This is a genomic window from Synechococcus sp. H55.7, from assembly GCF_047462395.1.
GTDB lineage: Bacteria > Cyanobacteriota > Cyanobacteriia > Thermostichales > Thermostichaceae > Thermostichus.
Genome location: NZ_JANSJD010000008.1, coordinates 78,094 through 105,059 on the forward strand (window position 1 = coordinate 78,094; position 26,966 = coordinate 105,059).

The window sequence follows — 26,966 nt, forward strand, 5'->3', positions numbered from 1 at the left end:
CTGTAGCTCAACACCACCGCCCAACTCGATCCCCAAGCCGAAGCTAAGGAAACAAGGCAGAGATCGACAGCGGATCCCTGCCTCGCCTTCTCGACGACCCGACCCTTCGACCCCCGCGGTGTTGAAGGCAAGGGGATCGAGCGATTGGGTCAGATTTAGACGGCAGGGGCAGCAGCGGTAGCCGTCAGGCCCACAGCCTCGGCGTATTTCAGGTAGGTTTCCACCGAAGCCACAACGACGCGCGCCTCAATGGCCAACAGCTCGATCCCCACCAAAGAAACCCGCACCCAGGCATCGACCACGATCCCTTTGTCCAAAATGCGGTCGATCACTTCGGCCAAGCTGGAAGAAGAGTTCACTTTCTCGACTGCCATAACGATCTCTCCTGCACAGATGATGGTTGAAAAAGACAAACAATTCTGTAGCAAAACAGCAGGCAACAAGGATCCCAAGCTGGGATTTGCCTTCCCCAGGGCGACAAGCGCACTTTCTGTCGCCCCAGCCCTATTCTGCTAACTTTTTTCGGGGAGAACACCCGTAGATTCGCTTAAAAAATACGGCAGGCCGACAAGACTTACCGTCTTTTCCAAGCGCCATCCCCCCTACATAGTACCCGCCGAAAGAAAAAGTGGGTCAGAGGGCAAGAGCGTTTTTGGATCCCGGCTATGGAGATTGTCCAGCCAAGGTGTGGGCCAGCAGGGATCCCCTATACTGAGAGCAGTGCGCTTGCCGTCCTTTCGCTGGCCAAGAGGGCTGCCGTGACCGAGTTCAACACCGGGATCCCAAGCGTGCGTCGCCTGCAAAAAGTGATCAAAGATCGAGAGATCCTTGAGGTAAAGCTCAACACCGGGGATGTCTTTGTCGGCCAGTTGCGCTGGCAGGATCCCGACTGCCTCTGTTTGGCCGATACGGAAGGGCGGGAAGCGCTGCTGTGGCGCTCCGCCATCGCCTTCGTCAAAGTCAGACCTCCCTCCTAAACCCAAGTCCCCGCACTGGCCGTCGCTGGCTTCCCGGCAGCAGAGGCTCTTTTCTTGCAGCTATCGACGGCCCTGGCCAAAGCCCTCGGCGGAAAGGCTATGATTCAGCAAGAAGTGTGAAACAATGGACACCCTCTCTCCGCCCCTATGACAACCACTCCCCTCGAGTTGCCCCTGCAGCCTGCTGCCCAACGGCACAATCACTACAGCCGCGAAGACTTTTATCGTTTCGACCCCTCCCAGGGATCCCTGGTGGACTGGACGGGCGCGCGCAACGTCTTGGTAAGCGAAGACTTTATCCTGGGCCTACAGCAGGGCTTAGAAGAAGAAGTGGGGGATGCCTCTGCCTCGTTGATGTACACCATTGGCCACGAGTGGGGGAGCAACGACGCGATCCACTTCTCCCGCTGGTTCGAGGAGGAGTATCGGCGCAAACCCAAGCAGAGCCACCTGATGTTCCTTTTGGAAACCTGGTGGTGGCCCTTGACCTCGCAAGGCTGGGGGCGCTGGGAGGTGGAGACTGAGGGCCGGCGGCAGGGATTTATTTTCATTAATTTGTTCGACTCCGCTGTGGCTCGCACCCTGGGGGATGTGGGTAAGCCCGTTTGCCACCTCTACGCCGGATTGTTTGCCGGGTTTTTTAGCGCCATGGTGGAACGGCAGCTCAACTGCATCGAGATCCAGTGCTATTCCATGGGGGAAAGCTACTGCAAATTTTTGCTCGGCAGCAAAGATCGCATCGATGCCGCTGCCTTTTGGCTCAACGAAGGGGCCAGCGCCGGCGAAATTGCCCAAAAGTTACGCTCCGGTCAGGGAGTGGCCAAAGCATGACAGCAGAGGTTTTTCTGGAAGAGTCGGTGCAGAGCTTTTTTGCCCATTTAAATTGGGATAGCCGACCGCGGCAGAGTCCCTCGCTGCCCATGCCTTTTGTAGGGGTGCGGGAGTACTTCGGCTCCATCCCCTGGTCGGGGGATCCCCTGACTTTGGCGGCCCGTTCTATGGGATCCCTGTCGGCAGCGCTGCCGCCTCAGCCTGAAGAGAAACAGATTACTTTGGCCGATTTATTCAGCCTGTTTTGAACTCCGACACCCGCTGAGCACCCACCGACCCTTGGGAGGAGCGAGATGGTGAGCCCACTGGAGCAGATGCTAATTGAGGCAGAGGCCCGCTACCTCACACCGGAGCAACTGGAGCAGCTCAAAGCCTATGTGCTCGGCTGGCCCAAAAGGCTGCACGTGTACCGGGCCGTACGGGAGGGGGAGAGCCAGATGGTGAGCCGCACCCTAAACACCCTTCAAAAGGAGATGCCCAACCTTTCCTCTCAAGTGGTGGATCTCTGCCGGCGGCACCTGCTCCTGTTGCTGCGTTACAGCGCCCTGGCCATGTTGCTCCAGGACGAGAACCTGTTGAAGGAGCGGCTGATCGAGTGGATGGAGGAAGAGGTGCGCCTGTACAAGCTGCAAAGCGCCTACGAGGTTGCTTATCGGATTTGTCAGCAAGAGCTAAGGGATCATCTGGCCCCTGGAGAGCTAGAGTTTATTCGCCCCTTGATCACCCAGGCGCAAGCAGCTTTGCTCTCTTTGGACGGACTCAGATCAACTGAGTAGAGGTCTCTCCTGCTGAGTTTCCCAATTGCGCTGCCCTACTTGATAGCCCAGGGATCTTTGACATATGGCCGGCACCACCGCTATCCCCAATGGCTCCACCAGCTTCGACCCCTATACGCCTGTTTTGGGCAACTACTACGCGCCCAGCGCCTACCTGCAAAGTGACCTGGAGTCAGGCTTGCTGGAGAGTCGCCACGGTGACCGGCTCTTGGCCCTTCCAGAAGCATTGCTGAGGAGTATCTACACCGGCTTGGAATACGAGACGGGGCAAGCCGCTCGCCTGGTGTTGCGCAACTGTGGTCGTATGTGGGGCAAGGAATTTTTCCGCCGTTTTGCCCAGGAACTCTCTGACTACTACCAGAAGCCTCTGGCCGAGCTGGAGATGGGCATTTTCCTCCAAAGTCTGAGACAAGCTTGGAAAGCTCACGGCTGGGGGTTGATCGAGATCGACTGGACCTACAAAGATCAGGGGGTGCTGGTGGTGTCGATCCGAAACTCTCCCTTCGCTGCCGCTACGCCCCCTCATTTCAAGCGCCCGATGGGCTTTTTGGAAGCAGGCCTGCTGGGCACTTGGTTTAGCCAGTTAACCGGCCAGGATCTGGCCTGTGTGCAAACCACCAGCGAGGCCTTGGGGGCGCAGAGCAACTTGTTTATCTTGACCGCTGCCGCCCGCCTCAAAGAGGGAGAAGCCTGGGTGGACTCCGGCCTCAGCCACGCTCAGATCCTGGAGAAGCTGTTACAGCCTGGCCCCTAACCGGAGCTGGCAGGGGATGGGATCCCGTGGAGATGAGTCTGTATAATTTTCTGGAAGCAAGACGAGCTCAAAGGCGCGAGGGTGTGGCCATTGGGGTGGCGAGTCAGAGCAATTCGGGGAGCCATCACCGTACCGGCAAACACTGCCGAGGCGATTGAAGCGGCAGTAACAGAGTTGTTGGACGCACTGGAACATCGCAACGCTCTAGATCTGGCTGAGTTGGTCAGCGTTATTTTTTCCGTTACCCCTGATTTAAATGCGGCTTTTCCCGCCCAATTTGCCCGTCGTCGCCCCGGCTGGGAATCGGTACCGTTGTTGGATGTGCAGCAGATGGGGGTAAGCAGCGACCTGCCCCGTTGTATTCGCGTTCTGATCCAATTGAATACTCCGCTTGCCCAAGCTGACATGCAACATGTGTATCTGCGAGGTGCCCGCGAGTTAAGGCCAGATCTCAGCGCTGTTTAACCGATGGGAAGCCGCGGGGTTTTCCGCAGTTACGGCCATTTATCTCATTTCAAACAAAAAAATATGAAGAAACCACATCCATCCCTAACTCCCCTCTCCCTGAGGGAGAGGGGTTGGGGGTGAGGGCTGCCTCAGGGAGAGGGGTTGGGGGTGGTCGCGTGAGCGGCGCGGAGCGCTTGGGCTGACTCAGGGAGAGGGGATCGTCTGTTGTTGGCTTAGAGCAGCCGGGAGCTATGCTAGTCTCAACGCGCCCTGGCAGGCTCAGACGGCTTGGGAAAAAGATCGGTAGGGCATTCAGGAAGATAGCTTCTCGCGCAAGCGGGCTTCCCATTGTTGCAGTTGCTCTTGGCGGGCGGCCACCTCGGCTTCTCGACGGCTCAGCTCTTGGCTTTGGCGAGTCAAAGATTGCCGCCAGCTTTCGATCTCCGACAGATCCACCAGACTGCGGGTTTGAGACAAGCTGTGCAACATCTCCACCAGCTTCATGGCCGCCTCTTCCAGCCGCTCTACCCGCCGCTGTTCCGAGAGCTCAACCAGCAGCAACACGCCAACGTTGTAAGGGCCGGCATCTTTGCAGGTGACCCACTCTGGCTGGCGCAGTGGGATCCAAACCCCTTCTTCGGCCTGGCGAGCCAAGAGCTGCAGCTCCCCCTGGCCGAAGAGACTCTTTTTGTGTACCCGTGCCAGATACAGCATGGAACATGCAGGAAGATGTTGCCGATTTTAGCACCGATCCCATGGATTCAAGAGGGATCCAAACCCGGGTGTTGTCCGTGCCGGCGGGAGGATCGATGTTAGGATCGGCTGTGGAATGGGTAAGGCTTAGCGCTCTCCCCTCTTCATTGTTTAGGGATCCCTGGCATGTTTCTCACCCAAAGCCCCTATTTTTTGATGGCAGCGCTGGTGGCGATTGCCAGTGGAGCCATCTTCGCAGTTCGCTTTATCAAGCGAGAGGCCTCCGCTGAATCGGATGTGATTTTCGCCACGATGGGCCTGATCTATTCCATCTGTTTGCTTCTGGAGGGTCAGCGGCTCATCCCGTTGCTGTTTTTTGCCCAGGTGCTGCTGGCGGTGATGGCCGGCTGGTTTGCCATCGAAACTTTCCGGTTGCGGATTCTCTTGAGCGAAAAGGTACGGCAGGTGGGCGGGGTTCGTCCAGCCGTTCGCAAGAAAGACTTCAGCCGTACCTACCCCCTAGATGACTATGCCCAAGGACGCACGGTTTCTGCTCGGGCCGAAGGATCCCGCATTCGCGATACCTCCTCTTACAGTCGCGCCATTCCCAAACGCAGCAGCGAAGAGCCTGGGCGTCGCCCCAGGCCCCAACTGACCAGCGATACCCGTGTGCGTCCGCGCCGCCGACCCGAAGTGGATGAGTATTACGACGAGCCAGGATCCCGCTCTCGCCAAAACACCGACTACGATGAGCCCGCCCCGCCGCCAGAGGCCCGTCGCCCCGCCACCGGAGAGTATCCAGAGGATGTAGATACGCAGGAGGAGCGCGGCACAGGCACGGTCACCCGCCGCCGTCCCCCACGTCTGCCCCAAGACCAAGGAGAAGGCTACCCGAATGAGCCCCCCCGTCGTCCCTCTCGCCGCGTTGTCGAGGTGGAATCGGTCGAGGTGGAAGAGGCGGAGCCAGAAGAGTACGATGACGAGCTGTTCTGAAGATCTGAACCAATCTGAGCTTGGCCGGCGTTTGAGGGGTTCAGCCCGTGTTGCGCATTCCGGCGGCAATGCCGTTGATGGTGAGCATGGCTCCGCGCAGGAGTTCAGCGCGGTTGTAGCGCGTGCGCCCGGCGCGGGCTCCTTGGTGCTCTCGCAGGCGCTTGAGGAGAGAGACCTGAATAAAGCCCAAGGGCACAATCGAGCGGTTGCGCAACTGCACCGAGCGCTTCAAGTAGGGATCGTTCTCCAACAGTTCCCTGTGACCCGTAATCTGTAGCACCATTGTGCGCGTGCGGTACATTTCTTGGGCAATGCACTCAAACAGCTCCATCGCCCGCTGCAAACGTTCTGGAGAGCTCATCTCCCGCACGTAGTGACGCGCTATTTGCAGATCCACCTTGGCCAGAGTCATCTCCACTTTGGAGATCACCATGCGGAAGAAGGGCCACTCGCGGTAGAGGTGCTGCAGGTGGTTGAGGTTGTGCTCGCCCTTAGCCACGTATTCTTGTAGGGCGGTGCCGACCCCATACCAGGCCGGCAAGAGAAAGCGGCTCTGCGTCCAACTGAATACCCAAGGAATAGCCCGCAGGGATCCAATATCTTTCGAGCCACCGCTGCGGCGAGCAGGACGGGAGCTGATCTGCAGTTGGCCGATCTCTTCTATGGGGGTAACCTCATGGAAAAACTCCACAAAACCCTCCTGCTCGTAGACCAGGTTGCGGTACACCTGGCGGGAGCGCTCTGCCAAGGATTCCATCAAGCGCGACCACTCGTGCAGGTCGTTGGGGTAGGTGCGCAGCAGGCTGGCCTGGATCACAGCGCTGGTAACGGTTTCCAGGTTAAAAATGGCCAGATCTTGGAGGGAATACTTGGAAGCCAACACCTCTCCCTGCTCGGTAATCTTGATGCGGCCTCCCACGCTGCGCCCCGGCTGGGCCAAAATCGCCTCGTAGGCCGGCCCTCCCCCGCGCCCCACCGAGCCGCCCCGGCCATGGAAGATCTGCAACTTCACACCATAGGACTCGGCCACCGCCTGCAGCCGCTGCTGGGCTTTGTAAATCTCCCAGTTGCTGCTTAGAAAGCCAGCATCCTTGTTGCTATCCGAGTAGCCCAGCATCACCTCCTGTAAGTCTTCTTGCTGAGCTAAGTACTGGCGGTAGAAAGGGATCTCCAACAACTGCCGCAGCACCTCTGGCGCTCGCTTTAGGTCTTCAACAGTCTCAAACAGCGGCACCACTGCCAGGGATCCGCGCCCGCTGATGGGATCGTAAAGGCCCACCTCCTTGGCCATCAACAAAACTTCCAGCAGATCGCTCAACTGGCGGCTCATGCTGATCACATAAGTTTGGCAGATGGCCAGGCCAAATTCCTGCTGCAGACGGCGCAGGGTGCGAAAGGTGGCGATCAGCTCCGCCGTTTTCTCGGAAAAAGGGCTCTCCAGGGGGATGAGGGGCCGACGGGTCTGCAGCTCCTGCAGAAGAAAAGCCGTTTTTTCCTCTTCCGTCATCTGGCTATAGGGCCGCGGCAAAATGCGCAAGTACTCAAAGATCTCGGTGAGAGCGGCCTCGTGGTAGCTGCTGTCTTGGCGGATATCCAGGTGGGCCAGGTGAAAGCCAAACACCTGCACCTGTTGGATGAGGTGATCCAACTGGCGGCAAGAAAGGCCACTGTTTTTCAAACTTTGCTGGATAAGCTGCAAGTCGGCCAGAAATTCTTCCGCATTGGCGTAGGCGTTGTCCACAGGGGGAGGGGCGGGCAGACAGGCGGAGTCGGCCAAGTTGCGGTTGCGCTCCCGCGTCAACTCCAGCCGCCGCTGCATATAACTGAGCTTGAGACGGTAGGGCTCTTGGCGATACTGCAGCGAAAACGATTCGTAAACCTCCGGCATGAGGCGGTGATCTTGCTCGAGGGCATCCAGCAGTTGGCTGTCCACATCCCCCCAGTGCAAAGAGACGCTCAGGGTTTTGGTGAGCGCCTTCACCGATTCGATGTACTTGCCCAAAATCAGGTTGCGCTGGTAGCGGGCCGTTTGCCAGGTAACATCGGCGGTGACGGAAGGATTGCCATCCCGATCCCCGCCCACCCACGAGCCGAAGTTGCAAAATCCTGCCGGCGGCGGCTCAACGCCGGGAAACGCTTTTTTCAAGCTGCGGCTGAGGTATTCGTGCAGCAGCGGGATAGCCTGAAACAAAACCTCTTCAAAATAGTGCAAGGTGTAATCGACTTCGTTCAGAACGGTCGGTTTGGACTGATGCAACTCGTCGGTGCGCCACCAAAGCAAAACCTCTTCCGCCATCTGTTCTTTCAACATCTGGGCCTGCAAAGGCTGAGTCTGTTCTGCCCAATCCAGTTGGCTGAGCAGGCGAGAGAAGGCCCGTTGCTTTTCCCGGATGGTGTGGCGGACGATCTCGGTGGGGTGGGCGGTGAACACCATGCGAATGTGCAACTGCTCCAGCAGTCGGCGCAGTAGGCCTGGCGGCACTCCTTGAGCCCGCAGGTAAGGGAACAACCGTTCAAATTTTTCGTTTTCCCGCACCGTGCGCTGCTGGCTGTCCACCATGCGCATGTCGGAGTCTTCGGCCCGTTCGTAGTGCTGTTCAACAATGTTGATCAACTGGAAAAACAGGGCAAAGGCGCGCGCCGTTTGAATGGTGGCATCGAGGCTGAGATGCTCGATAATTTGCAGCACCTCTGGGATCGGGTACTCCAGGGCTTGTCCTTCTGGGGAACACATGGAACGCAGCCGCTGCAACAGCTCCACCAGAGACTGCCCGCACTCCTGCAGGATTACGGCTTCCCAGAGTTCTTCCACCAGTTGCAGGCGACGGTTTAACAGGTTGTTCCTGTGGTTGAAGGCTTCGTTGATTTGGAGGGGATGGGCCAAGGGATCGCGTTCCCCAAGCAGGGCAGCCTCCTTCAGCCCGTTGGCAGAAGCCGCTGCCCACTCTGCAGCGGTCAGGTGGGGGGAAGAGGTCATGAAGGCAGCTCCTAGAACAACCATCCCAATATTAGAGCCTGTTTGTCGAAACCCAAGATGTAGCAGGTATCACGGTCAGGAGGTTGTGAATTGGCGGGGGCAACTTCTTGCCCGTATCTGGATCGATACCCACCTCTTGACGTCAGGTAGCCGAGCTAGAATTTAGAGCATCTATCGTAGCTTTTGACCGTCAACTGGCAGCTCTATAGCCAGCTTCAGCCCCCTGGACTGGACGCCCATTTTATGACCTCGGATCGGCAATGGATGGAGCGGTGTTTGTCCCTGGCCCGTTCCACATTGCAGCGCCCCTCTCCCAATCCGCGGGTGGCCTGCGTGATCCTGCAGGGGGAGCAGGTGGTGGGAGAAGGCGTTCATCCAGGGGCCGGCCAGCCCCACGCAGAGGTGTTGGCTCTGCAACAGGCGGGATCCCTGGCCAGGGGCGCCACCCTCTACGTCAACCTGGAGCCCTGTAACCACTATGGGCGTACCCCCCCCTGCACCGAGGCCATTCTGGCGGCTGGGATCCGGCGGGTGGTGGTGGGAATGCAGGATCCCAATCCCCTGGTGGCCGGCAAAGGGATCCGCCGCCTGCAGGAGGCCGGGGTTGAGGTAACAGTAGGGGTGCTGGAGCAGGAGTGCCAAGAGCTCAACGAGGGCTTTGCCTTCGCCATTGTGCAGAAACGGTGTTTTGGCCTGCTCAAATACGCCATGACCCTAGACGGCAAGAGCGCCGCCGCCACCGGCCACAGCCAGTGGATTAGCAACCCTCTGGCGCGAGAGTGGGTTCACCGCCAGCGGGCCTGGCACGATGCAGTCATTGTGGGATCCAAAACCGTCTGGCACGACAACCCCCGCCTCACCTGCCGCCTGCCGGATTTTCAGGGATCCCAGCCCCTGCGGGTGGTTCTCAGCCGCTCCCTAAACCTACCCCCCGTGGCCCACCTCTGGCAGGTGGAAGAAGCACCAACTTTGGTGATCACCGAAGCCCCAGAGACCCATTCCCTCTGGGGATCCCTGGCCAAGCAAGGGGTGGAGCTGCTGCACCTGGATCAAGTAACCCCGGCCCAGACAGCACAGGCCCTCTTCGAGCGAGGCTGTCTGAGCGCCCTCTGGGAATGCGGCGGCACCCTGGCCTGGGCAGCCCTCAAAGATGGGGCCATCCAGAAAGTGGCCGCCTTCATCGCTCCCAAGATCTTGGGCGGGGCCGACGCCCCAACCCCCGTAGGAGGAGAAGGGATCCCTGACGTTAACCAGAGCTGGCAACTGCTGGAGCCGCAACTGCAGACTGTGGGGGATAACTGGCTGATCACCGGGAAGATCCCCTCTTCTAGCCCCGATGACTAAGAGATCGATTGTTGACAAATTCGCGAGGGCTATCTGGAGGGTTTTAAGTGTCTGAACGAACAGACTGATATCTGTTCAATGTAAATGAATATACTGATCAGAAAAATACAGCATTCTTGCAAAGTAGGTTTCAGAATTGAGCTCAACTGTGCTATGCTGGCCGATATTCTAGGGGGTCATAAGGATCTTTCGGTAAGGCCAGCAAAATCAAGCTGTAGGGATCTGTCAAGATTCTCCTGAGGTGAACCTTGTGAAAGGTAATGACGAAGACTCTAGCTTCTTTGTCCAGTTCTTTTTCAGCCGGCGAGCTGATTGGGGACTTTCCCAGTACAAATCTTGGTAGGGAGAACCATCATGTTAAACCTTTTTGCCGGCCTGCTCTTTACCTCGCCTTACCTCAGCCTCTCAGGAAATGTCCTCATTGAAGGATTGGGGGAGTGGGTTTTCGCCGATCATCAAGTCCTGGAAGGGCTTACTCTAACCCTTCTTACACGGCCTGGAGAGAGCTTGTCCTCTTGGAGTGAAATGCTCTCCGTCATGGACATTCATGTCGAGGGATCGCCGCGCTTGGTGGCCAACCGCCTTCGGGATGACCTCTTGGCCAACTGTCTCCAAATGACTTGGGAGTTTCATTGGGAGAGCGAAGAAGATGTTCTCTACGAGTTCCGTAGCGCCGGCTGTCGTGGGCAGGCTGCCGGGATCCAAGAGCATGAGACTGGCCGCATCACCCAAGGCCCAGACGGGCCTGTGCGCATTGCCTACGCCGCCAAGCCAGAGATGACACCCGAAATCCGGAGTCGCTGGCTCAACTTGCTGGGCAGCGAGGTGGGGACGGCTCGGGGCTTTCCCATCCAAAACCTCACCGCTGCCGCTTCCAAACCTCCCTCCCCGGCTTCAAAGGCCCCAACCCTAGAGCGTCAGATCGCCCGCTGGTGGCTGCACTTGCTGCAGGAAGCGCAAGCGGATGCCCGCGCCTACAGCCAGAAGGCCCCAAACGAGGCGGGGACAAGCGTGATCAGCCTGCACCGAGGTCGGGCAGACGGCAGCCCTGGCGAGGTCACAACCGAGTTCAAGACCACCGATACCCTAGTCTGGGCCATCTTGCCGGTGGGCAGCCTCCCTGCCAACGCCCAGGTGGAGATGCTTTGGTACTACGAGGGCGGAGAAGCCGGGGGCGAGCAACTGATCCGCAAGTTTGATTTTCCCTGGGATCCCTTGGCCGACACGGTGCAAGGCTTTCTCAGCTTCAGCCAACCCTACACCGGGCGCTACCGTGTCGAGGTTCAGGTCAACGGCGAGAAGATAGGAGTTGGCCGCTTCACAATTCGGTAGCCTTAGCTTGGCTCCCACTTCCAACTCTTTTCTCTCGGAGGGAGCCCAGCCTCTCTCTTAGAAGGAAGGGGGAGATAAGGCTTACAGAGAACAATTTTTGACTATAAATCCAGGCTTTTCCGGTAGGGCGATGTCCATCGCCATCTGCCTATTTTTCGCGCTGTGAAGACTATTGCGCTGAGAGTGAAAAGATAGCTCGACATTCTCTAGCGAGTTCTGATCACGGGCCTGGCTTTGAGGTTGTAGATAAAGCTGGTGCGGTACTGCAACAGCAAGTTGCGCAGGTAAAGGGGCAAGTTGCGTCGGTGGAGCAAGCGAGTTCTGCGGTAGAGCAGTGTGCGGCGACGGTTGATCGCCCGGCTGCGCTGTTGCAAAGAAGCTTGAAGAGAACGTTGAAGTGCCAGGGATCCGGGCACACGCCTCAACTTTGGCCGTAACACATCTCACCTCCAGGGCGACCATCGAAAATTAGCTCCAGTGTAGGGGATCCTCAGGAGAGCAGTCGCCAGCAGGTCAGCCTGTTCTGCCCAGCTTGCGGAGATCCTCGCTTCACTCCTCTCCAGATCTTGCAGCAACTGCCGGCCCAGAGGAGCCAGACGATACCGGTCGGTGATCTGCGATCTCGCCGGCGGGATCCCTTTTGTGCTCATGGCCCGCAACAAGGCCAACCGGAAAGGACTACAGATCCAGGCACTTCTGCACACCGACGCCGAGTCATCGAGCATGAGGGGCAACCAGGTTCTTTATATTCTTATTCAACTTTGCCAATGGCCGTTGGGCAGCAGACTTGTTACGATAGATTACGATATGTTGATCATCCTTGCTATTGTTGTCCTGTTGGGATTCTGGGCCCTGCGCCTGATGGAGCAGGCTTTTCAGAGTCAGGAGTTCTCGCGCATGTTGGCCGGGACACTGGTGGCCGCGGCTGCCGGTGGCGTCTTGACCTGTTACTTTCTCATGAGCGACACCCTACAGATGTTGTTTCATCTCCAGGCGCACTCCTCCTTTTCCCACTCTCAAGATCTGGATCTGCTTTCCGATCTGAGCTGGCTTGACTAGGCGAGGTGGGTGGATAGCCAGGCTTGAATGCTGCGGATCATCTGGTGGTTGGGGGCCAGCCAGCTTTGGTAAATCAACTGTCCAAAAGCATCGATGGGGCTGAATTCTTCCCCAACTGGGAAAGGGTAGCTAAAACCCAGCGGAGTTAGGTGATCCCCTTCCAAGTGTTGCCATTCTGTGTAACTTCGATACTTGCGGCAAAGCTGTTGGTAAAGCAGAGGAACATCGTCGATATCATCGTGGCGAAATTCCACGAGCAGGTTGTTGCTGACCGGATACTGCTCCTCGATTAAGCGATTGGTTTCTGCCGGAGAAGGCTCGAACTCCAACCACAGGTTCACAGGCGGCGAAGAGGATCCCATCCACATCCGCCACAGATCGGACAGTTGTTGTTGAGGCCAAGCTTGAGCCAACAGCCGCAGCAAGGGCAGAGCCCGATCCAGCCCGGCGTTGCTGTAGGCCAGGAAAATATTGCCTCGCCGCTGGGATCCCATGGCCAGACAAGAGAGGATCTGCAACTTACAGCCCAGGCTATGGCCCAAGCCAAACAGGGGTAGACCTAGCAAATTTTTGCTTTGCAGGCTTCTGTGCAAAGATTGGGCTGCATTGAGAGCCAGTTGAGCGTGATCGATATCGGTGCTGTAGGGGGTAGCCACAATGGCCATGCCCATGCGGGCCAGTTCTTCGAGCAGGCGGCTGTAGAACACTTGCGGGGCAGCTCCCACAAACGCTCCGCCCAGAAAGTGAATTACGGCACGGGGTTGAGCGGGCAGAAGAAACCAAGTGTGCCCATCTGTCTGCCAAGTCGGTGCCATGGTTTGCGACCTCACCTGCGATTTTGTTGGGGCTCTCCCCACAACCCGGCGCCCGGCAGTCCGATTTTGCCACTTCGCGCGCTTCCTCGCGTCCCGTTTGGCCAGCCCCTGGAACTCATGCTAATGGATATTCTGCCCAAACATGGGGATCCCCAGGCGGACTTCCGATGTAGCAAGCAAAGCTCCGTCCTGCCTCAGGTTGAAGTTCCAGCACGCCTAGGGTGGGGTGTCGTGGGGGATCGTGATGCAGACTTCGCAGTTGAAAATCGACGCCTGCCCGCCGAGCCACTAACCTGGTAGGGAGATAGGTAGAAGTCGGCTTTGATCCATCGGCGCGTTCTACAGCTTTGCATCGTCGGCTGGGCAATGCTTTTCGCCCTGGCAGTAGGGGGCAGAGCATCCCTGCCGGTTCTGCATCTTTTTGACATAGAGGCTCTCCAGGCCCAAGCCGGAGAACTGCCACAACCGGTACGCCTACGACTGCCCCCTGGCCTGGCCCGCTACACCTACGATAAGTCGGCGGGAGATTACTTTGAGGAGATCGACCCGCTGCTGCCGGGCGGCGTTTACGCCCAGTGGGCCTTCTACCCGATCCCGGTCTACATCCAAGGGGATCACCCCCAGTGGAAAACCTTTGTGGAGCAGGCGGTGAAGGAGTGGTCTGCTTATATCCCGATGCGGGTGGTGGCCAAAGAGGAAGAGGCCCTCTACGGGATGAGCATTTATCGCGTTCCCCCCCTCGGCGGCGGGGTAGTGGGGGCGGCCCGACCTGAGTTTTTCTTCGCCTCAAATGGAGCTTTGCAACAGCGGGTGCGCATCGTCATTGCCGAAGGCCAGGGGTTGGCAGAAGTGACGGCGGTGGCCCGGCACGAGATCGGCCATGGGCTGGGGCTGTGGGGCCATAGCCCCGACCCGCGGGATCTGATGTACGGCGGCCACCATGCAGCGGCTACCGGCAATCGCCGCCTGCTGCGGGTGCCCACCATCACCAAACGGGATCTCAACACCCTGAAGCGGGTTTACGAGCAGCCCACCCTCATGGGCCAGGTTTTCCCGGAGAGCTACCGCCGCCTGTTCGGCCAGCTTCTGCCAGAAAGAACTTTTGGGATGGCCGACAGCTAGAGCCGCAGCAGTTGCGGCGCCCCCTTGAGCGCCATAGCCAGGAGAAAAAACAGCAACTGGGTGGCCACAATGCTGGGGCCGGAGGGCAGGTTGAAGGCAGCCGAGAGGAGGATCCCCAACACCGCACTCAAGCCCCCTAAGCCCATGGCCAGCAGCACATAGGTTGTAAAGCCGGATGCCAAAAGCCGCGCCGTCGAAGCGGGGATCACCACAAAAGCGCTCACCAATAGCACCCCCACCGAGCGGATCGACAGGGCCACCACCAAAGCCAGCAGCACCACAAAGGCCAACCGCTGCCAGCCCCCCTCTACCCCCCGCGCCCGCGCCAGCGACTCATCCAGGGTGAGCAGCATCTGGGCAGGCAAGGTCAGCCCAATGTACCCCAGGGCCAAGAGCAGGAGCAGGCCGCTCATCCACAAGGCCGGCAGGCTGATGCCGAGAATATCCCCAAATAGCAACTGGTTAAGGTTGCCGCGGTAGCCAGGGATCAGGCTGAGGCCAATGATGGCCAGGGCCAAGGAGGAGGAGTAGATGATGTTTAGCACCGCATCTGCCGAAAGCTGGGTGCGTTCCAGGACAAAAGTCACCCCCAGGGCAAACACTACCCCAAACACCATCAGCACCGCTGTGGGATCCAGCCCCAGGGCCACTCCCAGGACAATACCCAGCAGCGCCGAATGCCCCAAGGCATCACTAAAAAACGCCAACTGCCGAAAGATGGCAAAACTGCCCAAAAGCCCCCCCGTCACCCCCGTCAGGATGCCGCCTAGGAGAGCCCGCTGCATGAAGGGCAACTGCAGCCATTCCACCACCTGCGCCCAGGTCTCCGGCATTGCCCCTCCTCAGTGGTGGTGGATGTAGCGGGCAAACGCGGGGCCGTAGACGCGGCTGAGCATCTCCGGCGCCAGGGCCGCCTCAGGGGATCCCTGACAAATCAGGGAGCGGTTGAGGCACAGCACGCGGTCACAGTAGCGGGACACCATCTCTAGGTCGTGGGAGACCTGCAGGATGGCCCAGCCCAGGGAGCGGCGCAGCTCTTCCAATAGCCGATAGAATTCCCCTTCGCTGAGGCTATCTAGACCAGCGGGGGCCTCGTCCAGCACCAGCAGCCGCCGCGGCCAGACTAGACAATAGGCCAACAACACCCGTTTGAGCTCGCCGCCGCTCAGTTGACCCAGGGGCTTAGAGGCCAGGTGCAGAGCCTCGGCCCGTTGCAAGGCTTTCTGGACGGCCTCCTGCCGAGCAGCTCGCTGCTGCCAGGGCCAGCGGGGCCTAAGGGATCCCCAGCCCAGGGCGACAAACTCCGCCACCGTCAGGGGAATGGCGGGGTTGAAGTGCAAGCGCTGCGGCACGTAGGCAATCTGCTGCCGCACTTTCTGGGGCAAATACCCCGACAGACGCAGCGGCTCCCCTAGGATGTAAACCGAGCCACACTGCCGCGGCAGGATGCCCAAGATGGCCTGCACCAAGGTGCTCTTGCCGGCGCCGTTGGGGCCAACAATGGCCGTATGGGATCCCGCCTCTAGCGCAAACGACACGTTCTGCACGGCCAAGTGGGATCCCCGATAGACCGTCAGCCCCTCCACCCGCAGGACAACCTCGCCAGAATGGAAGCTCATCGCCCCCTCGCCAGCAGGTGTTCGAGAGCAGTCTGACCCACCAAGGGCAACTGCAGGGGAACCCAGGCCTTCTCTTTCTCGAAGGCGGAGACCAGGTTTTCCACGTTCTGCCGCAGGATGGTTAGGTAGTACTCCGGCTCGATCCCCTCTGGGCCAGCCGTTTCCAAGGGATCGAACACGCGGACTTGTACCCCCAGATCCCGGGCCAAGACCTCAAAGGGGTTGTCCTTCCCCACTTGTGGCTCCACCAGGATTGTCTTTAGGCCCGACTGCCGCACCGTCTCCATCACCCGGCGCACATCTTCCGGAGAGGGGCTGGCTTCCGGGATCTCCACCAGGAAGTCCGCTTTGAGGTTGTAGCGCTCGGCAAAGTAAGGGGCAAGGTCGTGGAAGACCACAAAGCTCCTGCCGGCGAAGGGAGCTAATTTCTGCTCGATTTCTTTATCCAAAGCTTCCAGTTGCTCGATAAAGGCAGCGGCATTGGCGCGGTAAGTCTCTGCCCCTTCTGGATCGACAGCAATGAGGCCATCGCGGATGTTTTCCACCTGCTGAATGGCCCGCCTGGGATCCAGCCAGATGTGGGGGTTCAACTCGCCGTGGCTGTGCCCATAAGAGTGTCCATGACTGTGGCCGTGACCATGAGAATGGCCATGGCCGTGGGAATGCCCATGCTCTGGCTCCTGGGTCTGCAAAGTCGGGATCCCTTGGCTGCTGTCAATGATGCGCAGCTTCGGATTGCCGGCGTTGGCAATCAATCCCTCCAAAAAGGTCTCCATTCCCAACCCGTTGATCACCAGCACATCCGCCTGGGACAGCAGGCGCGCATCCTCGGGTCGAGCCTGAAAGTCGTGGGGCCCCATCTGGGGAGGGATCAGGGGTTTCACCTCGGCCCGCTCCCCGGCCACGGCGCGGGTAAATTGCGTTATCGGCAGGATTGTGGTCACCACCTGCGGAGGGGTGGATCCCCGTTGGGCCCGGGACTCTTCTTGGCGCATCTGCAAGCTGCCCAGGATCCCGACCGAGAGGGCCGCCACCAGCGAGACCAGCGATCGCACGGGTCGGGCCGAACGCAGAGAGTTATTAGCCATGAGTCCTAATACCTCACAAGACAACAGAGACAGCAGCGTCGGAAGCGCCTGACTCCTGGAAAGCCAAGGCCCGCTGCTGCAGCAGCGAAAACATACTCACCAGGCCGTTGCTGCGGGAAGGGCTAAGGCTGAAGTTGAGGCCCATCTCCCGCACAAACTCCAGGGAAACCCCCAAAATTTCCTCTGGCGCTAGGCCGCTCAACCCCTCCACCAAAATGGCCACCAAGCCCTTGACCAACTGGGCATCGGCATCTCCCTGGATGTAGACCTTGCCGTCCCTTAACTCGGTGGCCAGCCACACCCGCGAAGCACAACCCCGCACGAGATTCTCCTCTGTGCGCTGGGAATTGGGGAAAGGGGGCAGGCGCTTGGCATAGGCCAGCAGCAGCTCGTACTTCTGACGAGAAGTTCTGGCCTTTTGAAAGCGACCCACAATCTGCCGCAGAGCTTCGGGCATCAACCCACTTGCCTGAATGAGAATGATAATCAAAAGTCATCGTAGCACGCCGCCTCAGAGCCTGCCGAGGAGAAGCACTAGGTGTGGCGATGGGGGGATCCCTATATAGCTTGGCTGGCGCGCACAATGGGGCCGGCATTGGCCAGGGTCCAGCGCAGTGCTTCTTGGTTAATCTGTTCGGCAGCGGCGCCGTCGTGGGCAGCGATGGCCTTCAGGAGCCGGCGGTGAAACTCCAGCGACTCCTGCATCTTGCCTTCCACGTGGTAGGCCAGCCGCAGGTAGCGCTCGGCGTGCTCGCGCAGATTCCGGATTCGCTGGATCAACTGTTCCCGACCGGTGATGGCGTAACATCGCAGACGAAAGTGCCACTCTTGGCGCAGATAGGTCCACAAATCCTCGTCCTCGGCCAGCGTGGCAATGGCAGCCAGGAGTTGTTGCAGCTCACCCACGTCCGAGGGCGTAGCTCGCTCCGCAGCCAGACGCGCCGCCAGCCCTTCCAGCCCGATGCGCATGGCATAGAGCTCTTCAAATTCCTCCCAACTGAGGGGCACCACCCGCACCCCATAGTTGGGAACAAACTCAACCAGGTGTTCCTGGCTCAACATGCGCAGAGCCTCGCGGACAGGGGTACGGCTGACGCCGAAAAGAGAGGCCAACTGCTCCTGGCGCAGCCACTCGCCCGGCTGCAGCTTGCTGCTCAAGATCATCTCCCGCAGCTTGCTGTACACCACCTCCTGCGGCCCTTGCCCGCCCTTGGCCGGTCGGAGTTTGAGCTTGCCTTGAGCCAGCAGGTCGGCTGATTTGGCCCAACGCCTACCAGGCCGCCCTTTGGCCGGGGTGCCGTCATTTCCTGTAGCCATCTGTGCTCCTGCTGGTTGATCCCTGGTGAGCGCGCAGGCTTGCTATTGGAAAGTGGCTGAACAAAGTTAGGAGAGGCTGTAAGGTTATGCACTATCCGGCAGGGATCCCGCGGCCTGCTTCAACTCTGGAAAGCATACGACAAAAGCGGGGGGAGTTGAAGTTGGCTGCCGGCAAAGGTGGGATCCCCTAGTGGCGGTGGCAAGGCCGGCCAATGACAGAGAGGACGCGGCCTGGCTTGGCCCGAACGGGGTAGCTTTGCCCCAGGATAACCGGTCGGTCGTGCAGAAGCGTGACTTTGCCTGCGCCTATCAATTCCCCGGCGATCTTAAAGACATCGCCTCCGAACTCAACGGCTGTGGGCACGAACTGCCCTGCCTCCATCGATTGGCCAACTTCGGGCAAAAGCTCCAGATCCCCGCTGCGAACTGCTACCTGCACCACCTGGCCATCGCACTGCCAGGGAATGTTCGCCTCTACTCCGGGGGCAAGGCGTACGCGGCCAGGTCCAAGACGTTGGGCAGAAAACACCGCTGCCCCCCCGAAAAACTGAGCCACAAAAGCGCTGGCCGGGGCTTGCCAGAGCTCCTGGGGCGTCCCGAATTGCTCCAGCTTGCCCGCCTGCAGCACCGCCACCCGGTCGGCAATGGCCAGGGCCTCTTCTTGGTCGTGGGTAACAAACAGGGTGGTGACCCCACTGGCCCGCAACAGGGCTTGCAGGTCGGCCCGGATGGCCGCCCGCAGTTGCGGATCCAAAGCCGCCAGCGGCTCGTCCAGCAACAGCACCCGCGGCGACACGGCCAGAGCCCGGGCAATGGCCACCCGCTGCCGCTGACCCCCAGAAAGCTGGGTAACTGGACGATCGGCCAGCTCGGCAATGCGGCAGAGCTCCAGCATCTCGGTGACCCTCCGGCAGATGACAGGCCTGGGGATCCGCCGCATGCGCAATCCAAAAGCCACGTTGTCGCGAACGTTGAGATGCTCGAACAGGGCATAGCTTTGGGGCACCCAGCCCACCAAGCGCTTCTCTGGCCCCAGGGAGCTTGTGTCGGCGCCGTCGATGAGAAGGCGGCCTTCGGCGGGGATCAGCAGGCCGGCCACCAAGCGCAGCAGAGTGCTTTTGCCACAGCCGCTGGGGCCAACCAACACCACAATTTCTCCCGCCGGCACCTGCAGGCTAATGTCTTCGACCACTAGGCGTCCGGGGATGTAGGCGTAGGCAATCCGGTCAAAGACGACAGAAGCAGGGGTGGTCATGCTTGTCCTACCTTGCTACCGCCCAGTCGCTCGATGGCAATGGCAGCGGGCACGACGAAGAGAAGAAAAAGGGCAGTCATGGCCGCTGCCACCTCCACCCGATTGGTGATGTAGGCAGAATACAGCTCGATGGGCAACGTTTTGTTGAGAGGGGTGAAGAGAAAGAAAGAGACGTTGAACTCTCCCATGGAGAGGGTGAAGACCAGGAGCAAAGCGGCCAACAGGGCGCTGCGGATCGAGGGGAGCGTTACATGCCATAAGCGTTGCAGGAAAGTGGCGCCCAGGGTGCGGGCCACCGCCTCTTGCTCCAGCAATGCCCCTTGGGCCAGAGCCGGCACCAGCGTGGCCACCAGAAACGGCAACGTGTAGATCACCTGGCCGAGCAGGAGAAGGATCCCGCTGGCGCGAGCTGCCGGGTAGGCCAGGATCAAGGCCAGGGCAATGGCGATGCCGGGAATGGCCAGCGGCAGATTGATCAGGGCCATCAGAACCTGCCGACCCACAAAGCGCCGCCGCGCTATTAGCCAAGCTGCCGGCAGGCCGACGGCCAGGTTGATCCCCAGCACAAGGCCCGCCAGCCGCAGGCTGAAAAAAGCATAGGGTCGCACCGTTTCCCATCCCTCCTGCAGCCACTTGCCGGTGATCCCGCCGGCCCAAACCCCCAGCGGCCAGTTGGCTGTGGTAGCCACCAGCAGCAGCAAGGGCAGGGGCGCCAGGCACAAGATCGCCGCCGCCCAGGTAAACCCCCGCCCAATGGCCAGGACGGGATCCCCTTGCGACCGGGGAAACAAGGGCTTCATGGCCGCGGCCCCCTAGATGATCCCGCTGCGGGGCGCTGTGGCTGCAGGGCCTGCTCGGCAACCTGGCCCAGGCCCACCAGAATGGCTGTGGTGAGCAAGGTCAGGACAATGCTCAAGCTGGCAGCCCGTCCCGGCTGAAAGCTTTCTGTGAAGGAAGCAGCGATCTCCAGCGGCAAGACGCGAAAGCCACGGCTGAGGGTGGCCGCCGTGCCAAAAGCCCCAAAGGCAGTGGCCAAGCTGACGCTGGCAGCGCCGAGCAAAGCCGGCAGGAGCGCCGGCAACAGCACGTGCAAGTACACCTGCAAAGGTGTCGCTCCCAACGTACGGCTCACCTCGATCACCTCCTGAGGAAGGGCAGCCACCGCCCCCCGCAACACCAACACAACCCGCGGGATCTGAAAGTACAGATACCCCAGCAGCATGCCCCCAAAGGTGTAAGCCAAGCTCAGTTGCCGCTCGCCCGTCAGCAGCAAAAAAAGCTGGGGCACCAGGCCCGTCCTCCCAAAAAACAGGATGACGAAGAACCCGATGACAATCCCCGGCAGGCTAAGAGGAATGCTCAAGGCCACAGCCAGGGCATGGCGGTGGGGATCGGCGGAGCGCTCGATGTAGATGGCTACGGGAAAGCACAGGATCAAAGCCAGCAGCGTAGAGGCAAGAGCAATCCAGATGCTGTTGAGCAAGGCGCGGCGATAGGCAGCCGAGGTAACCACCGCCCCGTAGTTCTCCAGCGTCAGGCTCCCGCCGTTCTCTTCCAGCAAGCTCTGGCGCAGCAGCACAACCAGCGGGATCAACAGCCCCAGCGCGTAGAGGAGAACAAGCGGTGCAGCCAGCCACCGCGGCCCCATCGCCGCCAACCTCAAAGGAGAGCGAAGTCCCGTGCCTGGGATCACCGCATGACCTCAGCTTTCCAGCGTTCGTTAAATTGCTCTTGCACGGCGCGCATTTGCGCGAAATCGGGCACAGTCACTTTTGCATAGGCGCTGTCCGGAAGCATCTTGGCGGCAATACCGGGATCCACACTCACCTGCCGCACGGGCCGCAGGTAGCTCTTGGCAAACAAAGCCTGCCCCTCGTTCGAGAGGGTGAAGTCGATTAACTGCTTACCCCCTTGCGGGTTGGGCGCCCCTTTGACCAGGCCGATGACATAGGGGATGGCCAGGGATCCCTCGCAGGGGATGACGACTTCAACGGGGGCGTTTTCGTTGTTTTTGAGCTGGTAGCCGTTGAAATCGGCGTCGATCAAAATGGGGATCTCGCCCTGTTGAACCAGGGCAGTGGCCGTCTGGGCCGGCAGCTGCAGGTCATTGGCCTTGAGCTGAGCCAGGTATTGGATGCCGGGATCCCAGTTCTCCAGCGTGCCTCCCAGGGCCAGGTTGGCAGCCGTGGCCACCGAATACCCGATGGCCGCCTGGGTGGGATCCAGAAAACCGACCTTGCCCTTGTACTCGTTCTTCGTCAGGTCAGCCCAGCACTGGGGCATGGGAGTGTTGCCCAGCACCTTGGTGTTGACCAAGAAGGCTACCGCACCCTGATGGATCGTCATCCAGCGGCCCTCGGGATCTTTGAGCCCTGCCGGGATCTCCGCAAATCCCGCCGGCTTGTAGGGCTCCAGCAACCCGGCTTCGGCAGCCTGAATGCCGAACACGATGCCAAAGTAGGCCGTATCCGCCTGAGGAGCCGCGGCTTCCGCCTTGAGGGCAGCCAGGGTTTGGCCGGAGTTTTTGGGATCCGAAGGAGCTTGTAGGCCAGTTTTAGCAGAGAAAGTTTTGAGCACCTCGCCCCAGTTGGCCCATTTCTCCGGGCTGTTGTAGGCCACCACCAAGGCAGCGCGCCCGCCAGTCGGCGCCCCCGTTACCGGAGGAGCCGAGGTGACCACTGCCCACGTGGTCAACACAGCGGCGATGGGGAGACCGATCAGGGGAAGCTCAGCCAGCTTTTTCATGGGACGACCTCCTTGCGCGAATAAGTGTATGCGCTTATTAGCAGGCTACACGGCCAAATTTAAGTTGACGTTAAGAGCCGGCCCCATCTCTACAGGGCTCTTCAAGAGAAAGGGAATCCTGAGAAACAGGAAGGGAGATCTTTCCGTGTCGCTACCGCGCCGAGCGATAGCCACCACTCACTCCTCGAGGTGAGAGAACCAGTTGCCAAAGCTGGCTGGCTCGGGCCTTGAAGCTGCCGGCGCTCATCAGCAGGTAAAGCCGCCACATGCGGCGGAAGCGCTCGTCGTAGCGACCAGCCAGTTGGGGCCATGCCCGCTCAAAATTGGTGTGCCAGGCTTTTAAGGTGGTCACGTAGTTAGTCCCAAAGTTGTGCCAGTCTTCCAGCACAAACAGACCTTCAAAGGCCGCCGTGATGAGGCCAGGTGAGGGCAGCATCGAGTTGGGAAAAATGTAGCGCTCAATCCACGGATCCCGCCCCTGGTAGGCAACGTTGGCGCCGATGGTGTGGAGAAGAAACAAGCCATCGTCTTTGAGAAGGCGACGGGCTACCCGCATGAACGTTCGGTAGTTGCGGTAGCCCACATGCTCAAACATGCCAACAGAAAGGATCCGATCAAACTTTCCTTGCGTCTGGCGATAGTCTTCCAGCCGGATCTCTACCGGTAGGCCGCGGCAGCGTTCGCTGGCCAGCTTGGCCTGCTCTTGCGAGACGGTGATGCCCACCACCTGCACCCCATAGCGCTCGGCCAGGTACTGTGCCGTGCCTCCCCAGCCACAGCCGATGTCGAGCACGCGCATGCCGGGCTGGAGATCTAGCTTGCGGGCAATGAGATCCAGCTTGGCTTCCTGGGCTTCGTCGAGGGTTTGTGCCCCCCCATCCCAATAGGCACAGCTATAGATCAGGCGGCGATCCAGCATGGCCTCGTAGAGGTCATGGCCAAGGTCGTAGTGGCGCTGGCCAACCACAAACGCTCCCTTACCCCGCTGGCGGTTGATGAGGCGACTGTCCAAGGCAAGCAGGAGCCGAACCGGCCAGCCCACTTGCTCCACTGCCTGACCGGTGAGGAGACGACAAACCAACTCGTCAATAGCCTCACAATCCCACCAGCCCTCCAGGTAGGCCTCGCCAAAGCCCAGGGATCCATAGAGCAGGCAGCGCAGGTAGAGCCGCTCGTCGCGGACTTGCAGATCCCAGGGCCGCGAGCCATTGACGGCTATATCGGCAGCACTCAAGAGCCTAAGCCCATATCGGCGGGCCAGCCAATGCCAGATGCTAAGGCTTTTCCTCATCTCCAGGAACCCCTTGCTATAGGCAAGCCTGGTGAGCGCAACCAGCAATGTATTGCTCAGCTATTAAACCGCAGCTTCTTCATCCTGTCACTTGGCAGCAGCTCAGGACATTTCTGCCTATCGGCTTCTAGCTTCTGTTGTTGGTGCCAAAGTCAGGGATACAGCACCAGAGGGAAAACTTATTTTGATAAGAGCTTTACTGGCGGGGTGGTGTGGGTTTTGCCCAAACACGCCGTACATTCCAGCAGGTGCCAACTCTAGAAAAGGATGGCTTTAAAGTTAAACTTTTTCCGGAATCGAGTGCAATTGGATTACAAGTGCGAGGAAATAAATTCTATACCTACAAGCACCATACACCTGACTATAACTGACCCTATTCGAGAAAGTGCAGGCATTGCTGCAGGGCGCGCTGCACCGAGCCCAGGTAGCCCTCTCCGAACAAGTTGAGATGGTTGAGCCAGTGGTAGAGCTGGTAGAGAGGCTTGCGGTGGGGATACCCCTCGTTCAAGGGATAGGCCTGCTGATAAGCCTGATAGAACGCCGGCGGAAAACCGCCGAACAGCTCTGTCATCGCCAGATCTGTCTCCCGATCCCCGTAGTAGACGGCTGGGTCGAAGATCACGGGGGATCCATCGGCCAAGGCCCCGTAGTTGCCCCCCCACAGATCTCCATGTAGCAGAGCGGGTTCCGGCCTATAGTCCTGAAAAAACGCTTCCAGCTTCGCCATCACCCGTTCGGCTTGGGCCACCCACGAGCCGCGGTATCCCCGTTGGCAGGCCAGCTTGACTTGGTAGAGCAGCCGCTGTTCCCGATAAAAGTCCGGCCAGTTTGGCCGCCAACTGTTGATTTGCGGCGTGGAGCCGATGGTATTGTCGCGATCCCAGCCATAGCTCCCGTTGGGAGACAAGGTGCGATGCAACTGGGCCAACTGGGATCCCAAGAGACTGGCCGTGTGGGGACGGGGCGAGGTTAGCTCCAGGTACTCCAGCACCAAGTAGGCTTGGCTTCCTACGGATCCCCAAACAATGGGTCGAGGCACCCGAATGGCGTGGGCAGCCGCCAGGGTTTGCAAGCCCGCCGCTTCTGCCGCAAACATCTCCAGCGCCCTCTCTCCCCCACGGGCCAATTTGACGAAGTAGTCTCTCGACCCTTCTGTAAGAGGGTTTTGGGGAGCGCAGGAAAACCGATAGGTGGCGTTGATGCTGCCCCCGCCCACAGGACGATACCGCAGGGGCTGGATGGGATCCCCTGTCGCTTGCGAAAGGTGCTGGGCAATGGCTTGCCAAAGAGTTTGCATCAACAGCAAAAGTTAGTTGTTGGGGGAAAACAGGTACTTAATTGACATATTCTCCATAGCTTGCCTCAGACTCTCCGCCACAGCCCATCCGTTGCTGACCAGGACGCCGTTCGCCTGCTCTCATTTTGATCTTGAATTGATCTTGAAACTGATTTTTCTCCTTGCCTAGTGCCTGCTGGGCCAATGTCGGGTAGAGTTGGCGATAGCCATCCTGATGTCGGTTAACGCTTATGAATAGCCCGAACCCGGATCGCGATCCCGCCTTTTCACCCCGCGCTCAGCAGGGCAGTCTGGGTTGGAGCCTTGGCTTGTTTTTCGGATCCCTGGCTTGGGCAGGATGGACAAGTCAACCGCCAACTTGGGCTCAACCGGTCGAGCAGCAACCGCAAGAGGAAGTCTTTGTGCTGGAGCGCAACATCGATCCTGGGGCGCAAATCCGGGTGCGTAACGAGCTGGTCAAGATCTGTGGCGACTATCGCTGCGAAGGCTATCGCTTTGCGGTGCGGGTGCCGATTGGCCCTGAAGATACTCTGGAAACTCTGCTGGGGCGGCTGGATGCTGAGATGCGGCGGGAGGTGGATCGGGTGTTTCAAACTCGGCCCGATCTCAATCGGGTCATCGTCGATGGCTATGTCTTTTCGGGAACTCCCGCTTTTGTTGGCCGAGAAGTGCTGTTGCAAACGATGTTTGTTCCCCGTCACCGTTGGCAAGTGGGTCGCTTGGGGCCAGAGCAAGACGCGATTTTCTACGCCGAGCTGCTGCCCCAGGTGACGCCTTTTCTCACTCCATCCCCAACCCCCACGCCCGCACCTGGGCCTGTACCCGGAGAGGCTGTGCCCCCTCTGCCCCCAGCTCCTGTGGCAACGCCTACCCCTGAAGAAACCCCAGCCGCTCCACCGCCGCCGGGGGGTGTGATCGAACGGCAGCCCATTCGGCCTTGAGGGGGTTGCTCGCTTTAAATGCCCTCTGGGGATCCCACCATTTTTGCCCTCAGTCTGTTGCCGTTGGAGCTGGGGTGGGGTTGAGTCCTGGGTCGCCGTGATCTAGGCTTCAAAATTAGGAGGGATCCCCTCGGTTGATGGCTTGACTGGATCGGTGTCGGCGGCATGGCAGGACACAGCAAATGGGCCAACATTAAACGGCAAAAGGCCCGTGTAGATGCCAAAAAGGGCAGCCTATTTACCAAACTTTCGCGGGCCATTATCGTGGCGGCTCGCAGCGGCTTGCCAGATCCGGATGGGAATTTTCAGTTGCGGGCGGCGGTGGAGAAAGCCAAAGCGGCGGGGATGCCCAGCGAGAACATCGAACGGGCCATCGCCAAGGGAGCCGGCAACTGGAGCGATGACAGCCCCCTGGAAGAAGTTCGCTACGAGGGCTATGGCCCCGGCGGGGTAGCGGTGTTGATCGAGGCGATGACCGACAACCGCAACCGCACGGCTGCCGAGGTGCGAGAAGCTTTCAACAAAACCGGCGGCAGCTTGGGAGAAGCCGGCTGTGTGAGCTGGATGTTCCGACAGCGAGGGGTGATCAGCCTGGAGAACGTGGCGGATCCCGAAGCCCTGTTGCTGGCGGTGGCAGAAGCAGGGGGCGATGACCTCAAGGTGGAGGGAACCAGCGCAGAAGTATACTGCGACTACTCCTTGCTCGAGCAGGTGGCCACGTATCTGAAAAAAGAGGGCTGCCAAGTGCAAGATGCCGCCATCCGCTGGATCCCATCCAATGAGGTTCAGGTGGGGGATCCCGACACCGCCAAGCTGGTGCTCACCTTGATGGAACGTCTGGATAGCCTGGACGATGTGCAAAATGTCTACGCCAATTTCGAGATTGACGAGGCGGTGATGGAAAGCCTAGCCTGAGGACACCCTTCTATTGAAGCGACAGGAAACTCTCATCAGAGCTGCATTGCCGGCCACACCTACAAACAAAACGTTTCTCTAAGTCGTTATTGCTACACAACGCTCTAACTCCCCTCTCCCTGAGGGAGAGGGGTCGGGGGTGAGGGTCATCCCTGAGGGAGAGGGGTCGGGGGTGAGGGCAACATCGCTATTGGGTAACTGACCTTGTGCTAAATGGACTACAAATTGATCCCTCACCCTGCCCTCTCCCAGAGGGAGAGGGTTCTGAGTCTTCTCCCCCTCGCTCCTTGGGAGAGGGGCTGGGGGTGAGGGCAACATCGCTATTGGGTAACTGACCTTGTGCTAAATGGACTACAAATTGATCCCTCACCCTGCCCT

At 59.5% G+C, this 26,966-nt stretch carries 29 protein-coding genes; 13 read left to right on the forward strand and 16 right to left on the reverse strand.

Translation table 11 applies throughout. The annotated features are described in order from the left end of the window. Window positions 1–155: 155 nt before the first annotated feature. Entirely contained in the window at window positions 156–374 is a 219-nt protein-coding gene (gvpA, locus tag NW851_RS05645) for a gas vesicle structural protein GvpA (protein WP_011429717.1), read from the reverse strand. A 291-nt stretch (window positions 375–665) separates the two neighbouring features. Here gvpA and NW851_RS05650 point away from each other — a divergent pair, with 291 nt between their 5' ends. The 6 genes from NW851_RS05650 to aroH all read left to right on the forward strand — a co-directional run bounded on the left by NW851_RS05650 (window position 666) and on the right by aroH (window position 3,803). Next, complete coding sequence (locus NW851_RS05650; RefSeq protein WP_414337257.1) at window positions 666–977, forward strand: Hfq-related RNA-binding protein; 312 nt, start codon at window positions 666–668, stop codon at window positions 975–977. 147 nt (window positions 978–1,124) lie between these two features. Continuing rightward, entirely contained in the window at window positions 1,125–1,808 is a 684-nt protein-coding gene (locus NW851_RS05655; RefSeq protein ID WP_414337258.1) for a V4R domain-containing protein, read from the forward strand. Next, the gene (locus NW851_RS05660) at window positions 1,805–2,056 is read left to right on the forward strand and encodes a hypothetical protein (RefSeq protein WP_414334475.1); all 252 of its coding nucleotides are present in this window, start codon (window positions 1,805–1,807) and stop codon (window positions 2,054–2,056) included. The genes NW851_RS05655 and NW851_RS05660 overlap by 4 nt, the downstream gene beginning before the upstream one ends. 45 nt (window positions 2,057–2,101) lie before the next feature. Beyond that, complete coding sequence (locus NW851_RS05665) at window positions 2,102–2,584, forward strand: hypothetical protein (protein ID WP_414334477.1); 483 nt, start codon at window positions 2,102–2,104, stop codon at window positions 2,582–2,584. Window positions 2,585–2,648: 64 nt separating this feature from the next. Further along, window positions 2,649–3,338, forward strand: coding sequence for a V4R domain-containing protein (locus NW851_RS05670; RefSeq protein WP_414337259.1), 690 nt, complete (start codon window positions 2,649–2,651; stop codon window positions 3,336–3,338). 90 nt (window positions 3,339–3,428) lie between these two features. After that, window positions 3,429–3,803, forward strand: a complete 375-nt coding sequence (gene aroH / locus NW851_RS05675) for a chorismate mutase (protein ID WP_414334481.1) — start codon at window positions 3,429–3,431, stop codon at window positions 3,801–3,803. Between the two features lie 294 nt (window positions 3,804–4,097). Here aroH and NW851_RS05680 read toward each other — a convergent pair whose 3' ends face one another. Beyond that, window positions 4,098–4,499 carry a hypothetical protein gene (locus NW851_RS05680; protein WP_414337260.1) on the reverse strand — a complete coding sequence of 134 codons (402 nt, stop codon included), beginning with the start codon at window positions 4,497–4,499 and terminating at the stop codon, window positions 4,098–4,100. Window positions 4,500–4,664: 165 nt separating this feature from the next. On the opposite strand from NW851_RS05680, the gene NW851_RS05685 reads away from it, so the two are divergent. Further along, window positions 4,665–5,471, forward strand: coding sequence for a Ycf66 family protein (locus NW851_RS05685; protein WP_414337261.1), 807 nt, complete (start codon window positions 4,665–4,667; stop codon window positions 5,469–5,471). A 40-nt stretch (window positions 5,472–5,511) separates the two neighbouring features. Here the strand turns inward: NW851_RS05685 and ppc are convergent, their stop codons facing one another. Next, window positions 5,512–8,448, reverse strand: coding sequence for a phosphoenolpyruvate carboxylase (ppc, locus tag NW851_RS05690; RefSeq protein WP_414337262.1), 2,937 nt, complete (start codon window positions 8,446–8,448; stop codon window positions 5,512–5,514). Window positions 8,449–8,691: 243 nt separating this feature from the next. On the opposite strand from ppc, the gene ribD reads away from it, so the two are divergent. Continuing rightward, complete coding sequence (ribD, locus tag NW851_RS05695; RefSeq protein ID WP_414337279.1) at window positions 8,692–9,792, forward strand: bifunctional diaminohydroxyphosphoribosylaminopyrimidine deaminase/5-amino-6-(5-phosphoribosylamino)uracil reductase RibD; 1,101 nt, start codon at window positions 8,692–8,694, stop codon at window positions 9,790–9,792. Between the two features lie 354 nt (window positions 9,793–10,146). Beyond that, window positions 10,147–11,124, forward strand: coding sequence for a hypothetical protein (locus NW851_RS05700; RefSeq protein WP_414337263.1), 978 nt, complete (start codon window positions 10,147–10,149; stop codon window positions 11,122–11,124). Between the two features lie 206 nt (window positions 11,125–11,330). Here the strand turns inward: NW851_RS05700 and NW851_RS05705 are convergent, their stop codons facing one another. Continuing rightward, on the reverse strand, window positions 11,331–11,564 hold the full coding sequence (locus NW851_RS05705) for a hypothetical protein (RefSeq protein WP_414337264.1): 234 nt from the start codon (window positions 11,562–11,564) through the stop codon (window positions 11,331–11,333). 208 nt (window positions 11,565–11,772) lie between these two features. Here NW851_RS05705 and NW851_RS05710 point away from each other — a divergent pair, with 208 nt between their 5' ends. Then, a complete protein-coding gene (locus NW851_RS05710) occupies window positions 11,773–12,183 on the forward strand; it encodes a hypothetical protein (protein WP_414335864.1) in 411 nt (136 codons plus the stop codon). Here the strand turns inward: NW851_RS05710 and NW851_RS05715 are convergent. Continuing rightward, entirely contained in the window at window positions 12,180–12,998 is an 819-nt protein-coding gene (locus tag NW851_RS05715; protein WP_414335863.1) for a DUF1350 family protein, read from the reverse strand. The two genes, NW851_RS05710 and NW851_RS05715, sit on opposite strands and share 4 nt — an antisense overlap. A 366-nt stretch (window positions 12,999–13,364) precedes the next feature. Between NW851_RS05715 and NW851_RS05720 the strand changes: the two genes are divergently transcribed. After that, window positions 13,365–14,120: a hypothetical protein gene (locus NW851_RS05720; protein ID WP_414335861.1), complete on the forward strand. Its 756-nt coding sequence runs from the start codon at window positions 13,365–13,367 to the stop codon at window positions 14,118–14,120. Here the strand turns inward: NW851_RS05720 and NW851_RS05725 are convergent. The 11 genes from NW851_RS05725 to NW851_RS05775 form a co-directional block, all read right to left on the reverse strand. Then, complete coding sequence (locus NW851_RS05725) at window positions 14,117–14,953, reverse strand: metal ABC transporter permease (protein ID WP_414337265.1); 837 nt, start codon at window positions 14,951–14,953, stop codon at window positions 14,117–14,119. The two genes, NW851_RS05720 and NW851_RS05725, sit on opposite strands and share 4 nt — an antisense overlap. 9 nt (window positions 14,954–14,962) lie before the next feature. Next, window positions 14,963–15,739, reverse strand: coding sequence for a metal ABC transporter ATP-binding protein (locus NW851_RS05730; RefSeq protein ID WP_414337266.1), 777 nt, complete (start codon window positions 15,737–15,739; stop codon window positions 14,963–14,965). Beyond that, on the reverse strand, window positions 15,736–16,827 hold the full coding sequence (locus NW851_RS05735; protein ID WP_414337267.1) for a metal ABC transporter solute-binding protein, Zn/Mn family: 1,092 nt from the start codon (window positions 16,825–16,827) through the stop codon (window positions 15,736–15,738). The genes NW851_RS05730 and NW851_RS05735 overlap by 4 nt, the downstream gene beginning before the upstream one ends. Window positions 16,828–16,840: 13 nt before the next feature. Then, window positions 16,841–17,284 (reverse strand): SufE family protein, encoded by a 444-nt coding sequence (locus NW851_RS05740; protein WP_414335853.1) that lies wholly within the window; start codon window positions 17,282–17,284, stop codon window positions 16,841–16,843. Window positions 17,285–17,385: 101 nt separating this feature from the next. Further along, window positions 17,386–18,144 carry a GntR family transcriptional regulator gene (locus tag NW851_RS05745; RefSeq protein WP_414337268.1) on the reverse strand — a complete coding sequence of 253 codons (759 nt, stop codon included), beginning with the start codon at window positions 18,142–18,144 and terminating at the stop codon, window positions 17,386–17,388. Window positions 18,145–18,331: 187 nt separating this feature from the next. Further along, the gene (locus NW851_RS05750; protein WP_414337269.1) at window positions 18,332–19,399 is read right to left on the reverse strand and encodes an ABC transporter ATP-binding protein; all 1,068 of its coding nucleotides are present in this window, start codon (window positions 19,397–19,399) and stop codon (window positions 18,332–18,334) included. Next, window positions 19,396–20,199, reverse strand: a complete 804-nt coding sequence (locus NW851_RS05755) for an ABC transporter permease (protein ID WP_414337270.1) — start codon at window positions 20,197–20,199, stop codon at window positions 19,396–19,398. The genes NW851_RS05750 and NW851_RS05755 overlap by 4 nt, the downstream gene beginning before the upstream one ends. Next, entirely contained in the window at window positions 20,196–21,047 is an 852-nt protein-coding gene (locus NW851_RS05760; protein WP_414337271.1) for an ABC transporter permease, read from the reverse strand. Before NW851_RS05760 ends, NW851_RS05755 begins: the two co-directional genes overlap by 4 nt. Window positions 21,048–21,088: 41 nt before the next feature. Then, window positions 21,089–22,144 (reverse strand): extracellular solute-binding protein, encoded by a 1,056-nt coding sequence (locus NW851_RS05765; RefSeq protein WP_414337272.1) that lies wholly within the window; start codon window positions 22,142–22,144, stop codon window positions 21,089–21,091. Window positions 22,145–22,295: 151 nt separating this feature from the next. After that, the gene (gene cfa / locus NW851_RS05770) at window positions 22,296–23,435 is read right to left on the reverse strand and encodes a cyclopropane fatty acyl phospholipid synthase (RefSeq protein ID WP_414337273.1); all 1,140 of its coding nucleotides are present in this window, start codon (window positions 23,433–23,435) and stop codon (window positions 22,296–22,298) included. A gap of 373 nt (window positions 23,436–23,808) precedes the next feature. Then, window positions 23,809–24,732: a fructosamine kinase family protein gene (locus NW851_RS05775; protein ID WP_414337274.1), complete on the reverse strand. Its 924-nt coding sequence runs from the start codon at window positions 24,730–24,732 to the stop codon at window positions 23,809–23,811. 230 nt (window positions 24,733–24,962) lie between these two features. Here NW851_RS05775 and NW851_RS05780 point away from each other — a divergent pair, with 230 nt between their 5' ends. After that, on the forward strand, window positions 24,963–25,673 hold the full coding sequence (locus NW851_RS05780; protein ID WP_414336111.1) for a hypothetical protein: 711 nt from the start codon (window positions 24,963–24,965) through the stop codon (window positions 25,671–25,673). A 165-nt stretch (window positions 25,674–25,838) separates the two neighbouring features. Beyond that, the gene (locus NW851_RS05785) at window positions 25,839–26,588 is read left to right on the forward strand and encodes a YebC/PmpR family DNA-binding transcriptional regulator (protein ID WP_414336113.1); all 750 of its coding nucleotides are present in this window, start codon (window positions 25,839–25,841) and stop codon (window positions 26,586–26,588) included. The last annotated feature ends 378 nt before the right edge of the window (window positions 26,589–26,966 follow it).

Coding starts and splice junctions, on each gene's coding strand:
- gvpA (WP_011429717.1), bottom strand. CDS start 374: ATGGCAGTCGAGAAAGTGAACTCTTCTTCCAGCTTGGCCGAAGTGATC.
- NW851_RS05650 (WP_414337257.1), top strand. CDS start 666: ATGGAGATTGTCCAGCCAAGGTGTGGGCCAGCAGGGATCCCCTATACT.
- NW851_RS05655 (WP_414337258.1), top strand. CDS start 1,125: ATGACAACCACTCCCCTCGAGTTGCCCCTGCAGCCTGCTGCCCAACGG.
- NW851_RS05660 (WP_414334475.1), top strand. CDS start 1,805: ATGACAGCAGAGGTTTTTCTGGAAGAGTCGGTGCAGAGCTTTTTTGCC.
- NW851_RS05665 (WP_414334477.1), top strand. CDS start 2,102: ATGGTGAGCCCACTGGAGCAGATGCTAATTGAGGCAGAGGCCCGCTAC.
- NW851_RS05670 (WP_414337259.1), top strand. CDS start 2,649: ATGGCCGGCACCACCGCTATCCCCAATGGCTCCACCAGCTTCGACCCC.
- NW851_RS05680 (WP_414337260.1), bottom strand. CDS start 4,499: ATGCTGTATCTGGCACGGGTACACAAAAAGAGTCTCTTCGGCCAGGGG.
- NW851_RS05685 (WP_414337261.1), top strand. CDS start 4,665: ATGTTTCTCACCCAAAGCCCCTATTTTTTGATGGCAGCGCTGGTGGCG.
- ppc (WP_414337262.1), bottom strand. CDS start 8,448: ATGACCTCTTCCCCCCACCTGACCGCTGCAGAGTGGGCAGCGGCTTCT.
- ribD (WP_414337279.1), top strand. CDS start 8,692: ATGACCTCGGATCGGCAATGGATGGAGCGGTGTTTGTCCCTGGCCCGT.
- NW851_RS05700 (WP_414337263.1), top strand. CDS start 10,147: ATGTTAAACCTTTTTGCCGGCCTGCTCTTTACCTCGCCTTACCTCAGC.
- NW851_RS05710 (WP_414335864.1), top strand. CDS start 11,773: ATGGCCCGCAACAAGGCCAACCGGAAAGGACTACAGATCCAGGCACTT.
- NW851_RS05715 (WP_414335863.1), bottom strand. CDS start 12,998: ATGGCACCGACTTGGCAGACAGATGGGCACACTTGGTTTCTTCTGCCC.
- NW851_RS05720 (WP_414335861.1), top strand. CDS start 13,365: ATGCTTTTCGCCCTGGCAGTAGGGGGCAGAGCATCCCTGCCGGTTCTG.
- NW851_RS05725 (WP_414337265.1), bottom strand. CDS start 14,953: ATGCCGGAGACCTGGGCGCAGGTGGTGGAATGGCTGCAGTTGCCCTTC.
- NW851_RS05730 (WP_414337266.1), bottom strand. CDS start 15,739: ATGAGCTTCCATTCTGGCGAGGTTGTCCTGCGGGTGGAGGGGCTGACG.
- NW851_RS05735 (WP_414337267.1), bottom strand. CDS start 16,827: ATGGCTAATAACTCTCTGCGTTCGGCCCGACCCGTGCGATCGCTGGTC.
- NW851_RS05740 (WP_414335853.1), bottom strand. CDS start 17,284: ATGCCCGAAGCTCTGCGGCAGATTGTGGGTCGCTTTCAAAAGGCCAGA.
- NW851_RS05745 (WP_414337268.1), bottom strand. CDS start 18,144: ATGGCTACAGGAAATGACGGCACCCCGGCCAAAGGGCGGCCTGGTAGG.
- NW851_RS05750 (WP_414337269.1), bottom strand. CDS start 19,399: ATGACCACCCCTGCTTCTGTCGTCTTTGACCGGATTGCCTACGCCTAC.
- NW851_RS05755 (WP_414337270.1), bottom strand. CDS start 20,199: ATGAAGCCCTTGTTTCCCCGGTCGCAAGGGGATCCCGTCCTGGCCATT.
- NW851_RS05760 (WP_414337271.1), bottom strand. CDS start 21,047: ATGGGGCCGCGGTGGCTGGCTGCACCGCTTGTTCTCCTCTACGCGCTG.
- NW851_RS05765 (WP_414337272.1), bottom strand. CDS start 22,144: ATGAAAAAGCTGGCTGAGCTTCCCCTGATCGGTCTCCCCATCGCCGCT.
- cfa (WP_414337273.1), bottom strand. CDS start 23,435: ATGAGGAAAAGCCTTAGCATCTGGCATTGGCTGGCCCGCCGATATGGG.
- NW851_RS05775 (WP_414337274.1), bottom strand. CDS start 24,732: ATGCAAACTCTTTGGCAAGCCATTGCCCAGCACCTTTCGCAAGCGACA.
- NW851_RS05780 (WP_414336111.1), top strand. CDS start 24,963: ATGAATAGCCCGAACCCGGATCGCGATCCCGCCTTTTCACCCCGCGCT.
- NW851_RS05785 (WP_414336113.1), top strand. CDS start 25,839: ATGGCAGGACACAGCAAATGGGCCAACATTAAACGGCAAAAGGCCCGT.